Source organism: Pantoea sp. App145 (assembly GCF_047947045.1).
Classification (GTDB): domain Bacteria; phylum Pseudomonadota; class Gammaproteobacteria; order Enterobacterales; family Enterobacteriaceae; genus Pantoea.
In genome coordinates this window covers 357786-377577 of record NZ_CP133290.1, presented here as the reverse complement: position 1 = coordinate 377577, position 19792 = coordinate 357786, and the positions used below count along the sequence as shown (strand labels likewise).

21 protein-coding genes are annotated in these 19792 nt (G+C 53.2%); 11 read left to right on the top strand and 10 right to left on the bottom strand.

Annotated elements, in window-relative coordinates; translation table 11 throughout:
* Positions 1-4: 4 nt before the first annotated feature.
* Positions 5-955, top strand: a complete 951-nt coding sequence (locus tag RCF31_RS01675) for a hypothetical protein (RefSeq protein WP_416412279.1) — start codon at positions 5-7, stop codon at positions 953-955.
* 65 nt (positions 956-1020) lie between these two features.
* Positions 1021-2436 (top strand): serine/threonine protein kinase, encoded by a 1416-nt coding sequence (locus tag RCF31_RS01670; protein ID WP_416412278.1) that lies wholly within the window; start codon positions 1021-1023, stop codon positions 2434-2436.
* Here RCF31_RS01670 and RCF31_RS01665 read toward each other — a convergent pair.
* Both RCF31_RS01665 and chaB read right to left on the bottom strand, forming a co-directional pair.
* Positions 2433-3110, bottom strand: a complete 678-nt coding sequence (locus tag RCF31_RS01665) for a gamma-glutamylcyclotransferase (protein ID WP_299451646.1) — start codon at positions 3108-3110, stop codon at positions 2433-2435. The two genes, RCF31_RS01670 and RCF31_RS01665, sit on opposite strands and share 4 nt — an antisense overlap.
* 248 nt (positions 3111-3358) lie before the next feature.
* The gene (gene chaB, locus RCF31_RS01660; protein ID WP_416412277.1) at positions 3359-3589 is read right to left on the bottom strand and encodes a putative cation transport regulator ChaB; all 231 of its coding nucleotides are present in this window, start codon (positions 3587-3589) and stop codon (positions 3359-3361) included.
* A 368-nt stretch (positions 3590-3957) separates the two neighbouring features.
* On the opposite strand from chaB, the gene chaA reads away from it, so the two are divergent.
* A complete protein-coding gene (gene chaA / locus RCF31_RS01655; protein WP_416412275.1) occupies positions 3958-5049 on the top strand; it encodes a sodium-potassium/proton antiporter ChaA in 1092 nt (363 codons plus the stop codon).
* A gap of 55 nt (positions 5050-5104) precedes the next feature.
* On the opposite strand, the gene kdsA is transcribed toward chaA, so the two are convergent.
* Genes kdsA through hemA form a run of 6 tightly spaced genes read right to left on the bottom strand, consistent with a single transcriptional unit; the run spans position 5105 to position 10407 of the window.
* Positions 5105-5959, bottom strand: a complete 855-nt coding sequence (kdsA, locus tag RCF31_RS01650) for a 3-deoxy-8-phosphooctulonate synthase (RefSeq protein WP_084875498.1) — start codon at positions 5957-5959, stop codon at positions 5105-5107.
* 25 nt (positions 5960-5984) lie between these two features.
* On the bottom strand, positions 5985-6794 hold the full coding sequence (gene sirB1, locus RCF31_RS01645) for an invasion regulator SirB1 (RefSeq protein ID WP_084875501.1): 810 nt from the start codon (positions 6792-6794) through the stop codon (positions 5985-5987).
* The gene (locus RCF31_RS01640) at positions 6791-7189 is read right to left on the bottom strand and encodes a SirB2 family protein (protein WP_299451654.1); all 399 of its coding nucleotides are present in this window, start codon (positions 7187-7189) and stop codon (positions 6791-6793) included. Before RCF31_RS01640 ends, sirB1 begins: the two co-directional genes overlap by 4 nt.
* A gap of 13 nt (positions 7190-7202) precedes the next feature.
* Complete coding sequence (gene prmC, locus RCF31_RS01635) at positions 7203-8033, bottom strand: peptide chain release factor N(5)-glutamine methyltransferase (protein ID WP_416412273.1); 831 nt, start codon at positions 8031-8033, stop codon at positions 7203-7205.
* Positions 8033-9115, bottom strand: a complete 1083-nt coding sequence (gene prfA, locus RCF31_RS01630; protein ID WP_299451656.1) for a peptide chain release factor 1 — start codon at positions 9113-9115, stop codon at positions 8033-8035. The genes prmC and prfA overlap by 1 nt, the downstream gene beginning before the upstream one ends.
* A gap of 35 nt (positions 9116-9150) precedes the next feature.
* Positions 9151-10407, bottom strand: coding sequence for a glutamyl-tRNA reductase (gene hemA / locus RCF31_RS01625; RefSeq protein WP_084875511.1), 1257 nt, complete (start codon positions 10405-10407; stop codon positions 9151-9153).
* 217 nt (positions 10408-10624) lie between these two features.
* Between hemA and lolB the strand changes: the two genes are divergently transcribed.
* The 4 genes from lolB (at position 10625) to RCF31_RS01605 (ending at position 14586) form a co-directional block, all read left to right on the top strand.
* The gene (lolB, locus tag RCF31_RS01620) at positions 10625-11251 is read left to right on the top strand and encodes a lipoprotein insertase outer membrane protein LolB (protein WP_416413191.1); all 627 of its coding nucleotides are present in this window, start codon (positions 10625-10627) and stop codon (positions 11249-11251) included.
* Entirely contained in the window at positions 11248-12105 is an 858-nt protein-coding gene (ispE, locus tag RCF31_RS01615) for a 4-(cytidine 5'-diphospho)-2-C-methyl-D-erythritol kinase (protein ID WP_416412271.1), read from the top strand. The genes lolB and ispE overlap by 4 nt, the downstream gene beginning before the upstream one ends.
* Positions 12106-12243: 138 nt before the next feature.
* Complete coding sequence (gene prs / locus RCF31_RS01610; protein ID WP_021182910.1) at positions 12244-13191, top strand: ribose-phosphate diphosphokinase; 948 nt, start codon at positions 12244-12246, stop codon at positions 13189-13191.
* Positions 13192-13416: 225 nt separating this feature from the next.
* Positions 13417-14586 (top strand): GGDEF domain-containing protein, encoded by a 1170-nt coding sequence (locus RCF31_RS01605; protein WP_416412269.1) that lies wholly within the window; start codon positions 13417-13419, stop codon positions 14584-14586.
* A gap of 2 nt (positions 14587-14588) precedes the next feature.
* Here RCF31_RS01605 and ychH read toward each other — a convergent pair whose 3' ends face one another.
* On the bottom strand, positions 14589-14864 hold the full coding sequence (gene ychH, locus RCF31_RS01600) for a stress-induced protein YchH (RefSeq protein WP_299451661.1): 276 nt from the start codon (positions 14862-14864) through the stop codon (positions 14589-14591).
* Positions 14865-15126: 262 nt separating this feature from the next.
* On the opposite strand from ychH, the gene pth reads away from it, so the two are divergent.
* From pth to RCF31_RS01580, 4 genes are all read left to right on the top strand, one after another.
* A complete protein-coding gene (gene pth, locus RCF31_RS01595; RefSeq protein WP_313690272.1) occupies positions 15127-15714 on the top strand; it encodes an aminoacyl-tRNA hydrolase in 588 nt (195 codons plus the stop codon).
* 112 nt (positions 15715-15826) lie between these two features.
* On the top strand, positions 15827-16918 hold the full coding sequence (ychF, locus tag RCF31_RS01590; protein ID WP_299451663.1) for a redox-regulated ATPase YchF: 1092 nt from the start codon (positions 15827-15829) through the stop codon (positions 16916-16918).
* Between the two features lie 36 nt (positions 16919-16954).
* Positions 16955-17194 (top strand): hypothetical protein, encoded by a 240-nt coding sequence (locus RCF31_RS01585; RefSeq protein ID WP_416412267.1) that lies wholly within the window; start codon positions 16955-16957, stop codon positions 17192-17194.
* A 356-nt stretch (positions 17195-17550) separates the two neighbouring features.
* Entirely contained in the window at positions 17551-18276 is a 726-nt protein-coding gene (locus tag RCF31_RS01580) for a DUF3472 domain-containing protein (protein ID WP_416412265.1), read from the top strand.
* A gap of 96 nt (positions 18277-18372) precedes the next feature.
* Here the strand turns inward: RCF31_RS01580 and phoA are convergent, their stop codons facing one another.
* Positions 18373-19779, bottom strand: coding sequence for an alkaline phosphatase (gene phoA, locus RCF31_RS01575; RefSeq protein WP_416412264.1), 1407 nt, complete (start codon positions 19777-19779; stop codon positions 18373-18375).
* Between the last annotated feature and the right edge of the window lie 13 nt (positions 19780-19792).

The following is a 19792-nucleotide window of genomic DNA, read 5'->3' as shown; positions in this document are numbered from 1 at the left end:
TCATATGAAATTGTGGTTGCCGGGCTTAGCGACCTTGCTGCTCACCCTGACAGCACAGGCCGAAGATTATCGGGTGGTGTACTCGCCAAGCCTCTCACTGGAAGTGTATATCGATGACGTGGCCAGTAATGCGCCGAACGACTGGTGTAAAGAGACGCTGCCGCTGCGCATTGTCTCGGGTAAAAGCACCGACTCCAGCGTACTCACCAGCTTCCTGCCGCGCGTAGGGACATTACTGGCGAATCAGTGTGGCACGCTTGATGTCATTCCCTGGCAAATGACTGATAAAGAAGACAGCGTACTGGCGAACGGCAGTGCCACCAAATTGCAGAACTGGCGGCCGATTGTATTGAATGACGCCACGGCCAGTGCCAGCAACGATAATGCCGCACCGCTTGATTTATCGCGCCCTGCGGACAGCACGCCATTGCAGCAATTTGCGCTGCCCGGTGGCTGCCATTTCCGGACTTCATGGGATGAGAAAGGGGAATCGTTATTTGTCCCGGAGAGTACCCAGCAGCACTGCTCCAGTGAAGGCTGGCTGGAAGGTGCGAGCGAACTGACGCTGATGAGTGCCGGCCAGACCCGCAAGCAGTCAGTGAATTTTTATCAGGGTTATCCCATTGCCGATCTCAATCTGAACGCGACAGCGTTGCAGGTGGTGGCTGTGAATAATCAACGCATGATTGTGACGCGTCCTGATGCCGACGGTAGCTGGCTGGTGTTGCCGTTTGATGCGCAACAACACCTGTGGCGCTTTACCGGGACTTTGCTGATTAAAATGGATAAGACCGCTGGACAGGATAGTGATGTCGTTAAAAAGCGGGTTGATACCTTACGTGGCGTCTGGACGCCACAGTTTATGCCACAGCAAAAAGTGACTGTGTTACTGATTGACACCCTGCATGCGGATCTCGCCGATCCCGCGATTGGTGCCTGGCGTAACATTAATTAATTAGCGGTCGTTGCCCATGTCATCGCGATGGCCGGGCGCTACAGGACGTGTTCAGAGAGTTCACTATGTCGGCAAACGATAATCAGAAAGTACCCAACGCCCTGCCTGCGGGTTACCGGTTTAATGAGTTTGAAATCAAGGATGTGATTGGCGGCGGTGGTTTCGGCATTGTTTACCGTGCCTGGGATCATCAGCTGGAGCGCACTATCGCCATCAAAGAATATATGCCGGTTTCACTGGCCATTCGTGCTGCTGATCTGACGCTGGAGCTGCGCGGCGAGCGCTTTCAGAAGCTGTTCAACGCCGGTCGCAACAGCTTTATTCAGGAAGCCCGTCTGCTGGCGCGTTTTAACCATCCCGGCCTGCTGCATGTATTGCGTTTCTGGGAGGAGAACGGCACGGCCTATATGGGGACGCTCTACTACAGCGGCATGACGCTGAAAGAGTGGCAGCTGACCAGCCCGGAAAGCGTCAACGAAGCCTGGATACGTCGCCTGCTGCCGCCGTTGTTTGGCGCCATCAATACCATTCATCAGGCCGGTTACCTGCATCGTGATATCTCACTGGATAATATCCAGATTCAGGAAAACCAGCTGCCAGTGCTGCTGGATTTCGGCTCCGCGCGTAAAGAGATTGGCAACCTGTCCGATGAAACCGAGATTATGCTGAAACCCGGTTTTGCGCCCATTGAACAATACAGCGAAGAAGGTGAAGGCGAACAGGGCCCCTGGACCGACATCTACGCGCTGGGCGCGGTACTGCATAATCTGATTACCGGCTATGCGCCACCGGTTTCCGTGGTGCGCTGCATTGAAGACAACTATCAGCCGCTGGTAGAACGTAAACCTGCAGGCTATTCGCTGCCCCTGCTGCATGCCATCGACTGCGCGCTGGCGATGAAACCCACTGACCGGCCACAAACCATTGATGCTTTCGCCAGCCTGATCGACTTACCGGTAAGCGATGTCGAAGCGCTGGTAGCCCGGTATACCAGCGTCAGCGAAACGCCAGCGGAACCTGAACCAGCGATCATCATTCCTGAACCCCAGATCATGGGAGTTAACCACGCGGCGGCGGCCATTGAACCGCTCACCCCACGCAACGTCCGTCGTTTATCACCCGGACTGCTGGCGGTGGCTGCCGTTGCACTGCTGGCGGTGATTGTTGCCGTCTGGAAAGTGAATCATCGTGAAGTGGCGGTGCCGTTAGCGAACTCAGGCACACCTGCACCCGCCGAAGCCAGCAAAACCGTCAGCAATGCAGCACCCGTGCTGGCAACCCTTTATCTGCGTTTGCAGAGCGGCGAGAATATCGTGCTGAATGGGAAAGCGCAGAACGTGAAGCCTGCCAGCAACGGGTTTGCCTCGCTGAGCCTGGCGGCAGGCCAGTATCATATTGAAGTGCACAGTGGCAGCCAGGTTCACAGCCAGACGCTGACCATTGATAAACCTGGCACCTGGCTGATTAATCCCGGCAATTAAGAGGATAAGCGCGCTGTACGCTGTTGCAGCGCTCTGACCTGGCTGGCAAGCACCGTTAGCCCTTCTTCCTGCATACCGCGCTTTGCCAGTTCCTGCTCCAGCGCAAAGAGATACTGCGCGTTGGTGCCCAGCGGGCCGCTGGCCTGGGCAATTAACGGGGCGATAGTCCCAGGGCAGGAATCGGCTTCGAACAGCGGATGGCGCGGATCCATAATAAACACCAGCGCAGATACGCTGCGACCATCGTCCAGCTTCAGCTCACACCAGGTGGGCAGATAGCAGCCAGTGATCATTTCACGCTTCCACAGCAATTCCAGCTCTTCATGCAGACGCGCTTCTGGCAGACGAAACGCCAGCCCACTGGTGCTACCGCCCTCTTTCAGCGCCAGCATGCGGCCAGGGTGCGATGCGGTACCGCGTCCAGCCGTGAGGCGCAGACAGAAAGCACGATGCCAGCCATCAAGATGACCAGACGCCACTTCTTCCGACTCAAAAACCGGGTTCCACATTAGCGAGCCGTAACCGAAAATCCACACCGGACTTTGGTCAGGCCGACAGGCAAGCGTGGCAGCGAGAGAAGCGGCACGTTGCTCACAGCTCCACAGCAGCGTGTCATCAATATCGCCGAATGATGTTTTACAATCCGCTTTTAATAAGAATTCCCGGGTTAGCAATGCGACCTCCTCAACTCCCCTGACATCCTGTCGATTTGGCTCCGCTGAAACTGGTTTCATGACCTTTGGCTAGCACAGAGCTGCCTGATAAGAAGACATTAATGCATTTGTCACAATTTTTTCAAGGTTGATGCCGATCACAAAGGGTAAATTGCCCGTAAATAGCATCGGCTGCCTGGCATGATACTTGAGGTGAGAAAGTCAGATGAGTTGAGAAGTGTGAAGCGGGCCGCAAAGACCCGCGCAAATTAATGTTTACGATGCCACTTATTATCGTCGCCCTTTTGGTAATCTTTTTTCACTGCCGCCCAGGCCACTTTATGTGCCACCTTTTCCCGTGAATCATCGCCGCGCCAATCGTCTTCATTCTGATACTGATCCCAGGCGCTGTTAAACGCTTTCTGGTAGATGGTTTGCGCGTGCGCTGGCAGTACATGGCGTATGCTGTCAGGCAGTTGACGTGTTGATGAATAAGGCATAGTTCCTCCCCTGCGAACACACCTTATAAGTCTGGAACAGATAAAGAAAAACGCAAACCACCATTTTTACCTTATAAACAGAATAATTCAGTTATAACATCAATTTTTATCCATAAACTCAAAATTAAATCGCAAAAATTACCATTCAAACCTTCATCACTCAAACATTAACATCATGAAAATATGAAGATGAATTGAGATAACCTTATTTTTTACCCGAATTTGTCTTGATTTCAATAAAAGTAAAAACGCGTAAAGATGCAACAACGGAGAAGCTGAAAAGTTACACTGCGCATCGCGGTAAAACCACGTATATTTATCAGGCACTGACTGCCTGATTTTGTTCTTTTTTCCGGAGAGGATGGTGAATGGCTGCACAAGAGAAAACCCGACATTCTGAGTATTCCCTGATTTTCCCGATTGTCGCCCTGGCAGTATTGAGCTTTTTTGGCGGGCAAACCAGCCTGCTGGCTGTCGTCGGCATTAACCTGCTGGCGTTGGTTGCTATTCTGAGCAGCGCATTCAGCGTGGTTCGTCATGCTGACGTTCTGGCCCACCGGCTAGGTGAACCTTATGGCTCACTGATCCTCAGCTTGTCGGTGGTGATTCTGGAGGTCAGCCTGATCTCCGCGCTGATGGCAACCGGCGATGCCGCGCCCGCACTGATGCGCGATACGCTTTACTCCATCATTATGATTGTTACCGCAGGCCTGGTCGGCTTTGCGCTGCTGCTCGGCGGACGTAAATTCGCTACCCAGTACGTCAATCTGGTTGGCGTTAAGCAGTATCTGATCGCCATTTTCCCGCTGGCGATACTGGTGCTGGTGTTCCCCAATGCGTTACCCGGTGGCAATTTCACCACCGCCCAGGCGTTGCTGATTGCGGCGATTTCCGCGGCGATGTATGGCGTGTTTCTGCTGATTCAGACCAAAACGCACCAGAATTTGTTTGTTTATGAGCACGAAGATGAGAGCGATGATGGCGACCCGCATCATGGCAAGCCATCGGCGCACAGTTCTGTCTGGCATACCGCCTGGCTGATTGTGCATCTGATTGCGGTGATCAGCGTGACCAAAATGAACGCCAATACGCTGGAACATCTGCTGACAGAATTAAATGCACCCGAGCAGTTTACCGGTTTCCTGGTAGCATTACTGATTCTGTCACCGGAAGGACTCGGGGCGATCAAAGCGGTGCTGATGAACCAGGTACAACGCGCAATGAACCTGTTTTTCGGTTCCGTGCTGGCGACAATTTCCCTGACGGTACCTGCGGTGACCATTATCGCTACGCTGACTGGCCAGCAGCTGGTGTTCGGCCTGGAGCCGCCGCATATGGTGGTGATGAGCGCCGTACTGATCCTGTGCCATATTTCGTTTTCCACCGGGCGTACCAATGTGCTCAACGGCGCGGCCCATCTGGCTCTGTTTGTCGGCTACCTGATGACGATTATGTTGTAATCGAACGTGCAATTAAAAAGGCGTCTTACGACGCCTTTTTTCATCAACCGGCAAATTAATTGCTGGTATCCAGTTCCGGGAAGCTTTTTACCAGATCATCAATGGCTTTCATCTGCACCAGGAACGGCTCCAACTTGTCGAGTGGCAGCGCTGACGGGCCATCACATTTGGCGCTGTTCGGCTCCGGATGCGCTTCGATAAACAGGCCGGCAATACCCACTGCCATACCCGCACGCGCCAGTTCACCCACCTGTGCACGACGTCCACCGGATGCTGCACCGAAGGGGTCACGGGTTTGCAGCGCATGGGTAACGTCGAAAATCACCGGGCTATTGTTGGTGACTTTCTTCATGACGTTGAAACCGAGCATATCCACCACGAGGTTGTCATAGCCGAAATTGCTGCCACGGTCACACAGAATGACTTTGTCATTGCCGCCTTCGGCAAATTTATCCACGATGTTGCCCATCTGACCCGGGCTGACAAACTGCGGTTTCTTCACGTTGATCACCGCGCCGGTTTTCGCCATCGCTTCAACCAGGTCAGTCTGACGCGCCAGGAATGCAGGCAACTGAATCACATCCACCACATCAGCAACGGGCTGTGCCTGCGCCGCTTCATGGACATCAGTAATGATTTTCACGCCAAACGCCTGTTTCAGCTCCTGAAAAATCTTCATACCCTCTTCCAGACCCGGACCGCGATAGGAATGGATTGAAGAACGGTTCGCTTTATCAAAAGAGGCTTTGAACACGTAAGGGATGCCGAGTTTATCGGTTACTTTCACGTAGTGTTCGCAGATACGCATGGCGAGGTCGCGCGACTCCAGCACGTTCATGCCGCCAAAGAGAACAAATGGCAGATCGTTTGCGACCTTGATATCACCAATACTGACTACTTTCTGTGTCATGCCCTTTCCTTATTCAGAGGTACGCTTAGTGCAGCGTGACCTGTTTTTGTTCAATTGCGTGGATCTGCACCCGAATCATTTCGCTCACCGGGTCTTCCGGACACTGTTCAACAAAGTAGGTAAGATCGTTCAGCGCGATATGTTCACATTCCAGCTGAGCATAGATCAAACCACGATCGCGGATTTCATACGGGTCGTCCGGATCGATTTGCAACAGCACCTGGCTGACATTCAGCGCCAGCTCCATCTTCTTCTCTTCCATCAGCGCCGCTTTCAGCGTATCGAGCATTTTGCGCATCACGCTGACGGTTTTCGCTTCGTCGAGATCATCCTGATAGAGTTTCGCTGTCGGGCTGATATTGCCCTTCAGCCACACTTCCAGCGTATGGGTATCAAGGGTTTCGCCGTTAAACGGATTGATCAGCCACATTTCGCCATCCAGCCAGTCCGCACGCAGAATCATCTGCGTCGGGAAAATCACCGGCATCAGCGGCAACTCCAGCTCCTCAGCGATATGCAGCAGGATCACGCCCAGTGACACCGCCGTGCCCTGGCGGCTTTTCAGCACCTTATCGATCCATAACGCATCCGATAAATTGTAGACGCCACTGGCACCACCAAATCCCCACTGGCGATAAAACAGCTCCAGCAACTTTTCCAGTTGCAGGTCGGCATCCGTTGCACTGCTGACATAAACGCGCGCTTCTTCAACCAACGCAGCCAGCTGAAGCTCAACGGATTGAGCAGAAAAATCTTCGCGGATGGCGCAGGTTGCGCCAATAACCGCTTCACTTAACGGTGTTTGACTGTAATCAAGTTGCTCTGGCGAGGTCATACTATCCCCAATAACGGCACTTTGGTCATCGCCAGCTTAAACACGACCAGCAACGCCACGATAGCCAGCAGACAGGCAATCCAGCGGATACTTATCTTGCGTGGGCGACGACTTAGTGCCACGGAACCTAAGGCGATGTAGATAATAACCCCTATCAGCTTCTCCGTCAGCCAGCTTCCTTGTGGTGAGAACGGGTAAAAGTGCGTAATCATGACCAACAGCACGCCGCTCAACAGTAAAAAGGTGTCGTTTACGTGTGGCGCAATGCGCACCCAGCGACGGTTCAACTGCCCGGAACCGGTACAAAGCCAGTAGAAACGCAGCAAGAACAGGCTAATGGTGATGACCACCGTCAGCAGGTGGAAATGTTTGATCAGTGGATACCAGGTAACCATCTTGCTTCCTTAATCAGAGAAATTGTCCAAGCGTCACGCGCGGATTACCGCCGTAATCGTCCACGGTGTTCACCTCTTGATAGCCGTGCTGAACCAGCAAGGTACGCACCGCCTCACCCTGTTGCCAGCCATGCTCGAGCAACAGCCAGCCGCCCGGCAAAAGCCAATCCGGGGCCGATGCGATAATGACCCGAAGATCCGCCAGTCCGGCATCATCGGCCACCAACGCGCTGAGTGGTTCAAAACGTACATCCCCCTGCTGCAGATGTTCATCGGCGGCATCAATATAGGGAGGATTGCTGACGATCAGGTCAAAACGTTGCGGGGGAAGGTCGCTAAACCAGTGGCTGAGGAAAAACGTTGCGTTAGAAATATGCAGACGCTGGGCATTTTCCTGCGCCAGCGCCACGGCAGCGGCAACACGATCGCAGCCGATAACCTGGCAATCAGATCGCTCACTGGCCAACGCCAGCGCAATAGCACCGGTGCCGGTGCCCAGGTCAAGTATGTTTGCGGCAGCAGCAGGCAGATGGGCCAGCGCCTGCTCCACCAGCACTTCGGTATCAGGACGCGGGATCAGGGTGGCGTCACTGACGCGTAGCGGCAGCGACCAGAATTCGCGTTCACCCACCAGATGCGCCACCGGCTCACCCCGGGCACGACGTGCCAGCAGAGTATCGAGTTGCTGTAGCTGGGTGTCATCAAGCTGCGCATCATCAAACGCCACCAGCCAGCTGCGGGATTTGCCCGTGACAAACGCCAGCAGAATTTCTGCATCGCGTTTTGGGCTATCGCCACCACGGAGCGTAGTGACGGCCTGCCGGAGCCAATGACGGATTTCCATTAATCCTGTCCAGCCAGCGCCGCCAGCTGATCGGCCTGATATTCCTGCACAATCGGTTCAATCAGGGTATCCAGCTTACCTTCCATGGTTTCGTCCAGACGATAAAGCGTCAGGTTGATACGGTGGTCGGTCACCCTTCCCTGCGGGAAGTTATAGGTGCGGATACGGTCGGAGCGGTCACCGCTGCCCAGCAGGTTGCGACGCGTTGAGGCTTCGGCTTCGTGGCGTTTTGCCATTTCAGCTGCGTGGATACGCGCACCCAATACGGCCAGCGCTTTCGCTTTGTTTTTATGCTGCGAACGCTCGTCCTGGCACTCCACCACAATACCGGTCGGCAGGTGGGTAATGCGGATAGCAGAGTCGGTGGTGTTAACGTGCTGGCCACCGGCACCGGAGGAGCGGAAAGTATCAATTTTCAGGTCGCCTGGATTGATTTCCGGCAGTTCGGCTTCCGGCAACTCAGGCATCACCGCCACGGTACAGGCTGAAGTATGGATGCGGCCCTGCGACTCCGTTTCCGGGACGCGCTGCACGCGATGTCCACCTGACTCAAACTTGAAGCGACCATAAGCGCCATCGCCAATTACGCGGGCGATAACCTCTTTATAACCGCCGTGCTCGCCGTCATTGCTGCTGATAATTTCTACCTGCCAGCGACGCGCTTCCGCATAACGGCTGTACATACGGAACAGGTCTCCGGCAAAAATCGCCGCTTCATCACCGCCAGTGCCCGCACGGACTTCCACAAAGCAGGGACGCTCGTCGTCAGGATCCTTCGGCAACAGCAATACCTGTAGCTGTTGCTCCAGTATTTCGCGTTTTTCGCGTGACGTTTTCAGTTCTTCCTGCGCCATATCGCGCATTTCAGGATCGTCGAGCAGCATCTCAGCCGTCTCAACATCTTCCTGTACCTGCTGCCATTCACGGAAACAACGGGTCACGTCAGACAGCTGTGCATATTCGCGCGAAAGCGCACGGAAACGGTCCTGATCGGCAATCACGCCAGCATCGCCCAGCATCGCTTCCACTTCTTCGTGACGTTCCTGGAGCGCTTGCAGCTTGGCAACAATAGAGGTCTTCATGTAATTGAGGGTATCCCGTAAAAGGACGTAACAGCCTAATCGAGACCGAGACTGTCACGTAAGATCTGCAGGCGTTCGCTGTCGCCATCGCGCGCGGCCTGCTGTAGTGATTTGGTTGGAGCGTGAATTAAACGGTTGGTCAGCTTGTGTGCCAACTCCTGCAATACTTTTTCCGCATCCGCGCCCTGACGCAATGCTGCCAGCGCACGCTCCTGCAATTCTGCGCGGACATCATCAGCCTGGGTACGATACTCGCGAATGGTTTCAACGGCACTTTGCGCGCGCAGCCAGGCCATAAATTCGCCACTTTCCTGCACCACAATGCTTTCGGCCTGCACGGCAGCGGCTTTACGCTGCGCCATATTCTGCTCAATGATGGCCTGCAGGTCATCCACACTGTAGAGATAGGCATTGGCGAGTTTGCCCACTTCCGGCTCTACGTCACGCGGTACCGCGATATCCACCAGCAGCATCGGCTGGTTACGGCGTGCTTTTAACGCGCGTTCCACCATCCCTTTGCCGATAATGGGCAGCGGGCTGGCAGTAGAAGAAATAATAATATCAGCATCGGCCAGACGCGAATCAATATCCGCCAGACCAATCACTTCAGCCCCGACCTCATCGGCCAGCAGCTGAGCGCGCTCACGCGTACGGTTAGCGATCATCAGTTTTTGCACATGGTGCTCGCGCAAATGGCGCGCCACCAGCTCGATGGTTTCACCGGCACCCACCAGTAAAACATTGACGGTGCTGAGCGATTCAAAAATTTGACGCGCCAGGGAACAGGCGGCAAAAGCGACGGAAACCGCGCTGGCACCGATTTCGGTTTCGGTACGGACGCGTTTGGCGACAGAGAAGGTTTTCTGGAACATGCGCTCCAGTTCGCTGGTCAACGCATGACCGCGCTGGGAATCGGCGAAGGCTTTTTTCACCTGCCCCAGAATTTGGGGCTCGCCCAGCACCAGTGAGTCCAGCCCGCTGGCGACGCGCATCAGATGGCTGACGGCGGCGTTATCCTGATGCCAGTAGAGACTTTTGCGCACATCTTCTTCGCGCAGCTGGTGATAATCACACAACCAGCGCACCAGCTTCTCCTGCAAATCAGTCTGCTGCTCTACGCTGAGGTAGAGTTCAGTACGATTACAGGTGGAAAGCACCACTCCGCTTTGCACCATCGGTTGGGACAGCAGGCTGCTAAGTGCCTGATCCAGCGTATCCGGCGTGAACGATACACGTTCGCGCAGTGCAACGGGTGCGGTTTTATGGTTGATTCCGAGAGCAAGCAGCGTCATGGTGATTCTGGTTGGGATATCCCAGGTATTGTCATGGTTTTGTGAAGCGCATTCTACAAGATGCCTTAGATCAAGAAAAGCCATACAAAGGCTATGACTGTAATAAGATTAAACTGATCGTGCGCAATAATCCGTACATCAGCATTGACGGCTTAGATGCGGATGGTTAGCGTTACCGGTTACGAAATAAAAACGTGTCTGAGGAGATGACCACGTGATGCACATGCCCCCGCGCAAGCTGTTGCGCTTTCTACCCCTTGCCAGTGTGCTGCTGGCTGCCTGTAGCATCAACAAGCCGCAGCAGGGTCCTGGTCCCAGCACCACCTCACCACAGTGGCAACAACATCAGCAGACAGTGGCGAAAATCAGCCACTATGAAACCCGTGGTGCGTTCGCTTACATCTCTGATCGCCAGAAAGTGTATGCCCGTTTTAACTGGCAACAAACCGCCGCTGACCGCTATCGCCTGCTGCTGACCAACCCGCTGGGCAGCACCGAGTTGCAGCTGGATGCGCAAGGTTCAGTCGTTCAAATCGTCGATAACAAAGGCAAACGCTACGTTAGCAACGATGCTGAAAAAATGATCTCCCAGCTGACCGGCATGGATATTCCGCTCGCCAATCTGCGTCAGTGGATGATGGGCCTGCCTGGCGATGCCAGCGAGTATCAGCTGAACGACCAGTATCAGTTGCAGAGCCTGAACTATAGCCGTAACGGCCAGCAGTGGAAGGTCTCGATTACGGATTATGACAGCAAAGTCACACCACCGCTGCCGGCAAATCTGGAGCTGACTGAAGGTGAGCAGCGCATCAAACTGCGTATGGATAGCTGGACCGTACAATGATCACCACCTGGCCTGCTCCGGCGAAGCTGAATTTATTTCTCTACATCACTGGCCGTCGTCCGGACGGCTATCATAATCTGCAAACCCTGTTTCAGTTCCTTGATTACGGCGATACGCTGACCATCACCCCGGATGACAGCGGCGATATTCGTTTGCTGACACCACTTGATGACGTGCCGGACGAGGATAACCTGATTGTGCGGGCCGCCCGGGGGTTAATGCAGGCGGCAAACCTGCGCGGCACCCTGCCGCCACATGCCGGTGCGCAGATCACCCTGGAAAAGCGTCTGCCGATGGGTGGTGGGCTGGGTGGCGGCTCATCAGATGCCGCTACGGTGCTGGTGGCGCTGAATCATCTGTGGCAAACCGGGTTGAGTGTCGATGAGCTGGCGACCCTTGGCGTGCGGCTGGGAGCCGATGTACCGGTGTTTGTCCGCGGGCAGGCAGCTTTTGCCGAAGGCGTGGGAGAACAATTGCAGCCAGCCGCCCCGGCAGAAAAGTGGTATCTGGTGGCCCATCCTGGCGTCAGTATCGCTACGCCGCAAATTTTTGGCGATCTGGAGCTGACGAGAGATTCACCAACTCGCTCACTTGATGAACTTTTGCAGCTTCCTTTCCACAATGATTGTGAGTCTGTGGCAAGAAAACGTTTTCGTGAGGTTGATGAGCTGGTTTCCTGGCTGCTAGAATACGCGCCGTCGCGCCTGACTGGGACCGGAGCTTGTGTGTTTGCTGAATTTAACACCGAATCCGCCGCTCGTCAGGTGCTGGAGCTTGCCCCGGAATGGATACGAGGATTTGTGGCGCGCGGGCTAAATATCTCGCCGTTGCAGCGTACTCTTTCCGGGATTTAAGCGTATGCGTGACTGTGTCACCCCTGTTCCAGACACAGCACGCGACGCATCAACACACCTGTCTGAACACGCTTTGCGGTATGCGCCGGTTATCGCAGTGTTGTTCATTCGCTGGACGCAAAGCCTGAGGTTCTTCTCGTGCCTGATATGAAGCTATTTGCTGGTAACGCCACCCCGGAACTAGCACAACGTATTGCCAACCGCCTTTACACTAGCCTCGGAGACGCCGCTGTCGGTCGTTTCAGCGATGGTGAAGTGAGTGTACAGATTAACGAAAATGTACGCGGTGGTGATATTTTCATCATCCAGTCCACCTGTGCCCCCACCAACGATAATCTGATGGAGCTGGTTGTGATGGTCGACGCGCTGCGTCGGGCTTCTGCTGGTCGTATTACTGCCGTTATCCCCTACTTTGGCTATGCCCGTCAGGACCGCCGTGTGCGTTCTGCGCGTGTGCCAATCACCGCTAAAGTGGTTGCGGATTTCCTTTCCAGCGTGGGCGTTGACCGTGTTCTGACGGTAGACCTGCACGCCGAGCAGATTCAGGGCTTCTTTGATGTCCCGGTTGACAACGTGTTTGGCAGCCCAATTCTGCTGGAAGATATGCTGCAAATTGGTCTGGAAAACCCGATTGTGGTTTCCCCGGATATTGGTGGTGTGGTTCGCGCCCGTGCGATTGCCAAACTGCTCAACGACACCGATATGGCTATCATTGATAAACGTCGCCCGCGTGCCAACGTTTCTCAGGTCATGCATATCATTGGTGACGTCGCTGGCCGAGACTGTGTACTGGTCGACGATATGATCGACACCGGCGGTACGCTGTGTAAAGCGGCTGAAGCGCTGAAGGAGCGCGGTGCGAAGCGCGTGTTCGCTTACGCCACACACCCGATTTTCTCTGGTAACGCAGTGGAAAACCTGCGCAAATCGGTGATCGATCAGGTTATCGTTTGTGACACCATCCCACTGTCTGACGAGATGAAATCTCTGCCTAACGTGCGTACTCTGACGCTGTCCGGCATGCTGGCCGAAGCGATTCGTCGTATCAGCAACGAAGAATCTATCTCTGCCATGTTCGAACATTAATCGAACGAAACCGGGCCTCGTGCCCGGTTTTATTTCTCTCACCCTGCTATTGCGTCATTTACCGATTAAGCCGCTCCCGGCGCGGGTTCTTGCGCGATAAATTTCGTTAAAATTCACTATTCTCGTTGCCATTCACTGTTTTCAGCCAACACTGACATCCGGGCTTTAGCGCTACCATGTTTAGTGGTATTTTTCACCACACTTTTTTTGAGAACTCCGACCACTATGGCTCTCGACATCTACACACTTTTTGTTTGTGAGCTCTATGTACTGGGGTTTTTAAGCATCATTCTGGTCTTCGCCTGGGTCGGTTCACAATATGATCGCGTGCTGGGCTTCACTTCGCTGACCCTGACATTAACCTTACTGGCGGTGTTTCTCAGCAGCCTGCGCGCCGCAGGATTGCACTTCCTGCCGGTCGCAGTCGGAAATGTGGTCATGCTGCTGGCCTATGGCAGTTTGCTGAATGCCTTCCGCGTGTTCGATAACAAGCCACTGGGATTAAGCTGGCTGGCCGGTGCCCTGCTCTGGGCGATTCTGTGTTGCTTCCCCGCCTTTTATTACAGTCTGCCCAAACGCGTGCTGGTGGTTTGTCTGCTGTGTATCTTTTACACCGCAGCCTTAATTCAGTTGCTTTGGCGTGCCCGCGCCACATTGACGGTGACATTCTGGCCTGCACAAACTCTGCTGTGGATTCATCTGCTGTTCCACGTTGCCCGTATTTTTCTTGATGATGCCGTGGCGACTCCGGTACATGGGGCGATTGGTGGCTCCAGTTTTTCCGTCTACGTCATTCTTGAATCCATTTTGTTCGTGATTGGTCTGGCCTTTACGATTCTGGCAATGGTGAATGAACGCACGCAAATTGCACACAAGCTGGCATCACTGCACGACCCGTTAACCAGCGTGTGGAATCGCCGGGCCCTGTTCGAGCAGGCAGAAAAGATCATTGCCCGCCGATTACGTCAGCAGCAGCCATTCACCGCAGTGTTGTTCGACCTGGATCACTTCAAAAGCATCAATGACCGTTATGGTCATCAGCAAGGCGACCGGGTGCTCATCGATTTTTGTCAGATTGCGCAGGCGTTATTGCCGGAGGAAGGTAAGTTTGCCCGTCTGGGCGGCGAGGAATTTGCCGCTATTCTGCCAGGTGGCAGCGAACTGGCGCAAACAGTCTGCGAACGCATCCGGGTAGCGACTCAGCTGTCGCAACCGAATGATATCAGTTACACCGTCAGCATTGGTTTTGCCACTTCCTGTCAGGAAGATAAACATTTCCCGGCATTGCTGGCACTGGCCGATGAAGCACTCTACCGTGCAAAAGCCACAGGCCGTAACCGCACCGAACAGTATCTGGCGCAGTTACAGCCGTTTAATCAGGCTACGTTGGTGTAGCGTTAAGAATGATGGGTATTGCGGCGGCAACGTTTATCGCCGTAATGCCGCAACCAGAAATAACGGTCTTCTACTTTTTCACGTCCGCTGACGCGTGCGCCAACCAGCCACAGCAGCGCACCGATAAAGATGCTGAACATTGCGCCATGCGCCAGAAATTGCGGCAGATTCAGCGAAGGAATTTGATTAATGATCGAATACCCGACGCCGAGCACCATGGTGAGTAAGCCGAGACACATCAGGCCGTTACCAATATAGCGAGTATGATGACGTTTCATGGTTTACCTCCTTCCTTATGAGCAAAGCTCAGAACAGCACATAACGTTAACTGACCATAAGTTTAGGCAATACCAGGCGGTTAATATGCGTACAGGATCACACATCTTTCACAATTCTGACAAAACTTTACCGCTTATCGGATTGATTTCGATAGAAAATGATAAATAACGAAGCGTCACTATTCTTCAGCCTCGCCCTTTGTCATCTTCTCGGGCACGCAGTAAACTATCGCCCTTTCGTGATCGAGACAGGATAACCATCGTGAGCAGCATTAAACTGATTGTCGGACTGGCGAATCCCGGCGCCGAATATGCCGCCACGCGCCATAACGCTGGCGCCTGGTATGTGGATCTGCTGGCAGAGCGCTACAATCAGTCTCTGAAAGACGAACCCAAATTCTTTGGCTATACCGCCCGGCTGTCGCTGGCAGGAGAAGATGTGCGCCTGCTGGTACCGACCACATTTATGAACCTGAGTGGCAAAGCGGTGGCAGCGATGGCGACCTTTTACCGTATTGCGCCGGAAGAGATTCTGGTCGCACATGATGAGCTGGATTTGCCGCCTGGCATCGCAAAATTTAAGCAGGGTGGCGGCCACGGCGGCCATAACGGGCTGAAAGACATCATCAGCAAACTGGGGAATAACAATAACTTTCACCGTTTGCGTGTTGGCATTGGCCACCCTGGAGATCGCAATAAAGTCACCGGATTTGTGCTGGGTAAACCGCCCACCAGCGAGCAGAAGTTGATTGATGATGCCATTGATGAAGCGGTGCGTTGCACTGAACTCTGGCTGAAAGAAGACAAAATAAAGGCGATGAACCGCCTGCACGCTTTCAAAGCCGGTTAACGCCAATTCCCGCGCCGCACAGCAGCATTTCTGTGTATAATGCGCGAAATTTTTAGAATCTGTCAGCGTTGCCAGCCAGCGCTGCACCCTCAGTGAGAAAGGTAATCAGACCATGGGATTTAAATGCGGTATTGTGGGCCTGCCGAACGTCGGTAAATCCACCCTGTTCAACGCGCTGACTAAAGCGGGTATCGAAGCAGCCAACTTTCCGTTCTGCACCATCGAACCCAATACCGGTGTGGTGCCTATGCCCGACCCGCGTCTTGATCAACTGAGCGACATCGTTAAGCCGCAGCGTGTTGTGCCAACCACCATGGAATTCGTCGATATCGCCGGTCTGGTTGAAGGTGCGTCGAAAGGTGAAGGTCTCGGCAACAAATTCCTGACCAATATCCGCGAAACCGAAGCTATCGGCCATGTGGTACGTTGCTTTGAGAATGACAATATCATTCACGTTGCAGGCAAAGTAAACCCGGCTGAAGACATTGACGTTATCAACACCGAACTGGCGCTGTCGGATCTCGATACCTGCGAACGCGCTATTCAGCGTGTGCAGAAGAAAGCCAAAGGCGGAGATAAAGACGCAAAAGCTGAACTGGCTGCGCTGGAGAAGTGCCTGCCGCATCTGGAAAACGCCGGTATGCTGCGTTCACTGGATCTGGATGCCGATGAAAAAGCCGCCATCCGTTATCTGAGCTTCCTGACGCTCAAGCCAACCATGTACATCGCCAACGTCAACGAAGATGGTTTCGATAACAACCCTTACCTCGACCAGGTTCGTGCGATTGCTGACGCTGAAGGCTCTGTCGTAGTACCGGTATGTGCGGCTGTCGAATCAGATATCGCCGAGCTGGATGATGAAGAGCGTGCTGAGTTTATGGCGGAGCTGGGTCTGGAAGAACCAGGTCTGAACCGCGTTATCCGCGCCGGTTACACCCTGCTCAACCTGCAGACTTACTTCACCGCAGGCGTCAAAGAAGTGCGTGCCTGGACCATCCCGGTAGGCGCAACGGCTCCACAGGCCGCTGGCAAGATCCACACCGACTTCGAAAAAGGCTTTATCCGCGCCCAGACCATCGCATTTGATGACTTTGTCACTTACAAGGGTGAACAAGGTGCGAAGGAAGCAGGAAAAATGCGTTCAGAAGGCAAAGAATACATCGTGAAAGATGGCGATGTGATGAACTTCCTGTTTAACGTCTGATTTACTTCTTATAAGCTGACGTCAAAAATCAGGCCCATGCAAATTGCATGGGCTTTTTTATTACCGCTATTATTACCCGGCATTTTGTCAATTAGCTTCAATACGGTTTACAGATTGAAGACACTCCAGGGATTTTTCCTCACCGGCTCCAGAGTTTTAGGAAATCTTGCATCGGGTAGTTCTGTGATGATCACGGTTATTGCCGGCACCCAGTTCCGTAACCTTATCTGGAAAAAAGAACGCGCGAATCTGACCGTTGAAGTCAACATTGAATGATCTGGCTTTAACAATGGCACCAGTATTGCGAGCTCTCCTTCGCGAACCAAAAACCCACGCAGTTGCGTGGATTTTTCTTTACACACCACCGCTAATTAGTCCCTTTTCCTCGCTCTCCTGCTGTCTTATTCATTGTCGCTGATGAAATAACAGCTAAGACATTTCTGTGATTCCCAAAAGAAAACATCTATCCCACATACTGTTACATTACCGAACTTTAAGCAGAAAATTATCTTAATATTCAACACCACTCAGAAAGAGTTTTTTTCTATCGAAATTTGCACAAAACAAAATTCAACTAATAATTAGCCACTGCCAGATATTCAGCACACTTGATTTATTCATGGAGGAGAAACATGAAATATTCTTTTTTTGCCCTGGCTGTAACCACCTGTTTAACAAGCAATGTCTGCGCTATAACCCCAGGTGGTGTGGCCGGATGGAACTGGTCTGTCAATGCGGACAATATTACCAGCCTCACCCTGCCGTTAACGGTTAACAAGGCCCCAGACACTGCTGGTTATTATTTTGCAAATCAATTTTCTTTCACTGGTACCAGTGCCGTTGGTTATATTGGTTTGCAACCACACACAACCGAACAATATATGTTGATTTTCTCTTCTTTTATTAACGGAACGGCTGTACTGGACAGTCAGCACTGTCGCCTGGGTGCTGATGGCGGTCACGGTGTGAGTTGTTCTACCCTGTATCCGATCAAGACAGGTAAAAAATATCTGTTTGAAGTTCGCCGTGATAACCATGACACGAATACCTGGTACGGTTTCGTCAAAGAAGAAGGGAGTAAGGATGAAACACAGATTGGTGCATGGCGCCTGCCTGCGGGTTCAGGAACATTAAGAAACAACCAGGCGGGGTGGATTGAGTATTATAAGAATGTTGCAACCTGTTCTATTCCGGAAGTCGCGCAAATCACCGTTTCACCACCCTACGTCACTTCAAACGGGAAACAAGGCGAGCTTACTCATCCGCATTCATATGGCCGATGTAATGGTAAATTCAATTATCAGTATGAGTTCGCGGGTAAAGATTTAAAAACCACCGTTGGGCAACCCAGTCACTAAGACGCTGTTCTTTATGATGAAGACTGTTCTTACCGCAATCAAATACGAAAAAATCCACGCGATTGCGTGGATTTTTTATCGCGTAAGATTAATGCGTTACTTAATCCCCATCGCATCCCGCAGGGTAAAGAACAGGTCAGTCTGATCTGTCAGACCCACCACATTGGCCGCATGAGGGCCGTAAGCAGCAATACGCAGCTGAGTGCCGGTATGTTCCTGCGAATCCTCTTCTGAATTACCGTAGCTGATGGTCATCACCGCGCCATCTTTGGTGTTAACAGCCTGCGTCAGTCCCGGCGCTTTGGTGCCATTTTCGATAATCTGGCTACTGTGAGCGTGGTCCGCAGTCACCACCACCAGCGTGTCTCCGTGCTGGCGGGCAAAGGCCAGTGCCTGCTGTACCGCTTCGTCCAGGTCCACGGTTTCACCTATCTGACCACAGGGATTGGCAGCATGATCCTGTTTATCAATCGATGCCCCCTCAACCTGCAGGAAGAAACCTTTGTCATTTTGACTGAGCAAGTCCAGTGCCTTTTTGGTCATCTGCGCCAGTGTCGGCGTAGTTGCCGGGCGATCTTTATTCACTTCACAGGTGACCACCGGCTTATCCAGGTTACCGTGATAGCTGGCTTTTGGCCCCTGCCAGCGTACCGGCATATTGCCTTCCGCAAACAGCCCCAGCACTGGCTTGCTTTGGTCTGCCTGCTGCACAGCATTCATACCATCAAGATTATCCACCAGCTGATAACCCATAGCCTGCGCCTGCTCACGCAGGGTTTTGCCCTGATATTCACCCGCTTTCGCCACTTCGCTGAAGGATTTCGCTCCGCCGCCCAGCGTGACATCCGCGCGGGTTTTCAGCATCTGTTCGGTAATTGAACCCTTCCCACCCTGCTCCAGCGCATTGGTCGGGCATAGCTCACTGGTTTTTTCCGGGCCATAACATTTACGTGAGGTCACATGGGCGATCAGTGCCGCAGGTGTCGCATCCTGCAATTCCGCAGTAGAAACGTTACCGGTCGCCTTGCCCGCTGCTTTTGCCAGCTCCAGCAGCGTGGTCTGATCTTTACCGTTCACATCAACGCCAATGGCACCGTTATAGGATTTGGTCCCGGTAGCCCAAGCCGTGGCAGAAGCGGCTGAATCCGTGACGTAGTTTGGTTTGTGGGTTTTCTTATCCAGAGAATAGTGGGTGTACTGGCCGGTGAGCGGTAACGCATCGATACCCGGGAAGAAGCCACCGGCCCCCATCGCCTGGTTACGTGCTGCGGTGATTTCTGAATCCCCCATGCCATCACCAATCAGCAGAATCACGTTTTTAGCCGTGCTGTTGCTGAGCGAGGCTTTCAATGCTTCAGTTTGATCCCCCGTCAGACGACGCGCACCGCCGTGCTGCGTCAAATCGCCGGTTGCGGCGCGGGAGTAAGTTGCCTCATCCGCCACCGCAGCCGAAGCAAACAGTGAAGCGATAAGTGGAACCGTAATCAGAGGTATATGTTTCATTTATAAGCATCCT

Bases quoted from the DNA above. Each gene is read 5' to 3' on its own strand.
- chaA (WP_416412275.1), top strand. From the start codon at position 3,958: ATGGCTGCACAAGAGAAAACCCGACATTCTGAGTATTCCCTGATTTTC.
- ychF (WP_299451663.1), top strand. From the start codon at position 15,827: ATGGGATTTAAATGCGGTATTGTGGGCCTGCCGAACGTCGGTAAATCC.
- chaB (WP_416412277.1), bottom strand. From the start codon at position 3,589: ATGCCTTATTCATCAACACGTCAACTGCCTGACAGCATACGCCATGTA.
- RCF31_RS01640 (WP_299451654.1), bottom strand. From the start codon at position 7,189: ATGGTTACCTGGTATCCACTGATCAAACATTTCCACCTGCTGACGGTG.
- prfA (WP_299451656.1), bottom strand. From the start codon at position 9,115: ATGAAGACCTCTATTGTTGCCAAGCTGCAAGCGCTCCAGGAACGTCAC.
- sirB1 (WP_084875501.1), bottom strand. From the start codon at position 6,794: ATGACCTCGCCAGAGCAACTTGATTACAGTCAAACACCGTTAAGTGAA.
- prmC (WP_416412273.1), bottom strand. From the start codon at position 8,033: ATGGAAATCCGTCATTGGCTCCGGCAGGCCGTCACTACGCTCCGTGGT.
- kdsA (WP_084875498.1), bottom strand. From the start codon at position 5,959: ATGACACAGAAAGTAGTCAGTATTGGTGATATCAAGGTCGCAAACGAT.
- RCF31_RS01580 (WP_416412265.1), top strand. From the start codon at position 17,551: ATGAAATATTCTTTTTTTGCCCTGGCTGTAACCACCTGTTTAACAAGC.
- RCF31_RS01675 (WP_416412279.1), top strand. From the start codon at position 5: ATGAAATTGTGGTTGCCGGGCTTAGCGACCTTGCTGCTCACCCTGACA.
- ychH (WP_299451661.1), bottom strand. From the start codon at position 14,864: ATGAAACGTCATCATACTCGCTATATTGGTAACGGCCTGATGTGTCTC.
- phoA (WP_416412264.1), bottom strand. From the start codon at position 19,779: ATGAAACATATACCTCTGATTACGGTTCCACTTATCGCTTCACTGTTT.
- RCF31_RS01670 (WP_416412278.1), top strand. From the start codon at position 1,021: ATGTCGGCAAACGATAATCAGAAAGTACCCAACGCCCTGCCTGCGGGT.
- lolB (WP_416413191.1), top strand. From the start codon at position 10,625: ATGCACATGCCCCCGCGCAAGCTGTTGCGCTTTCTACCCCTTGCCAGT.
- RCF31_RS01605 (WP_416412269.1), top strand. From the start codon at position 13,417: ATGGCTCTCGACATCTACACACTTTTTGTTTGTGAGCTCTATGTACTG.
- hemA (WP_084875511.1), bottom strand. From the start codon at position 10,407: ATGACGCTGCTTGCTCTCGGAATCAACCATAAAACCGCACCCGTTGCA.
- ispE (WP_416412271.1), top strand. From the start codon at position 11,248: ATGATCACCACCTGGCCTGCTCCGGCGAAGCTGAATTTATTTCTCTAC.
- RCF31_RS01585 (WP_416412267.1), top strand. From the start codon at position 16,955: ATGCAAATTGCATGGGCTTTTTTATTACCGCTATTATTACCCGGCATT.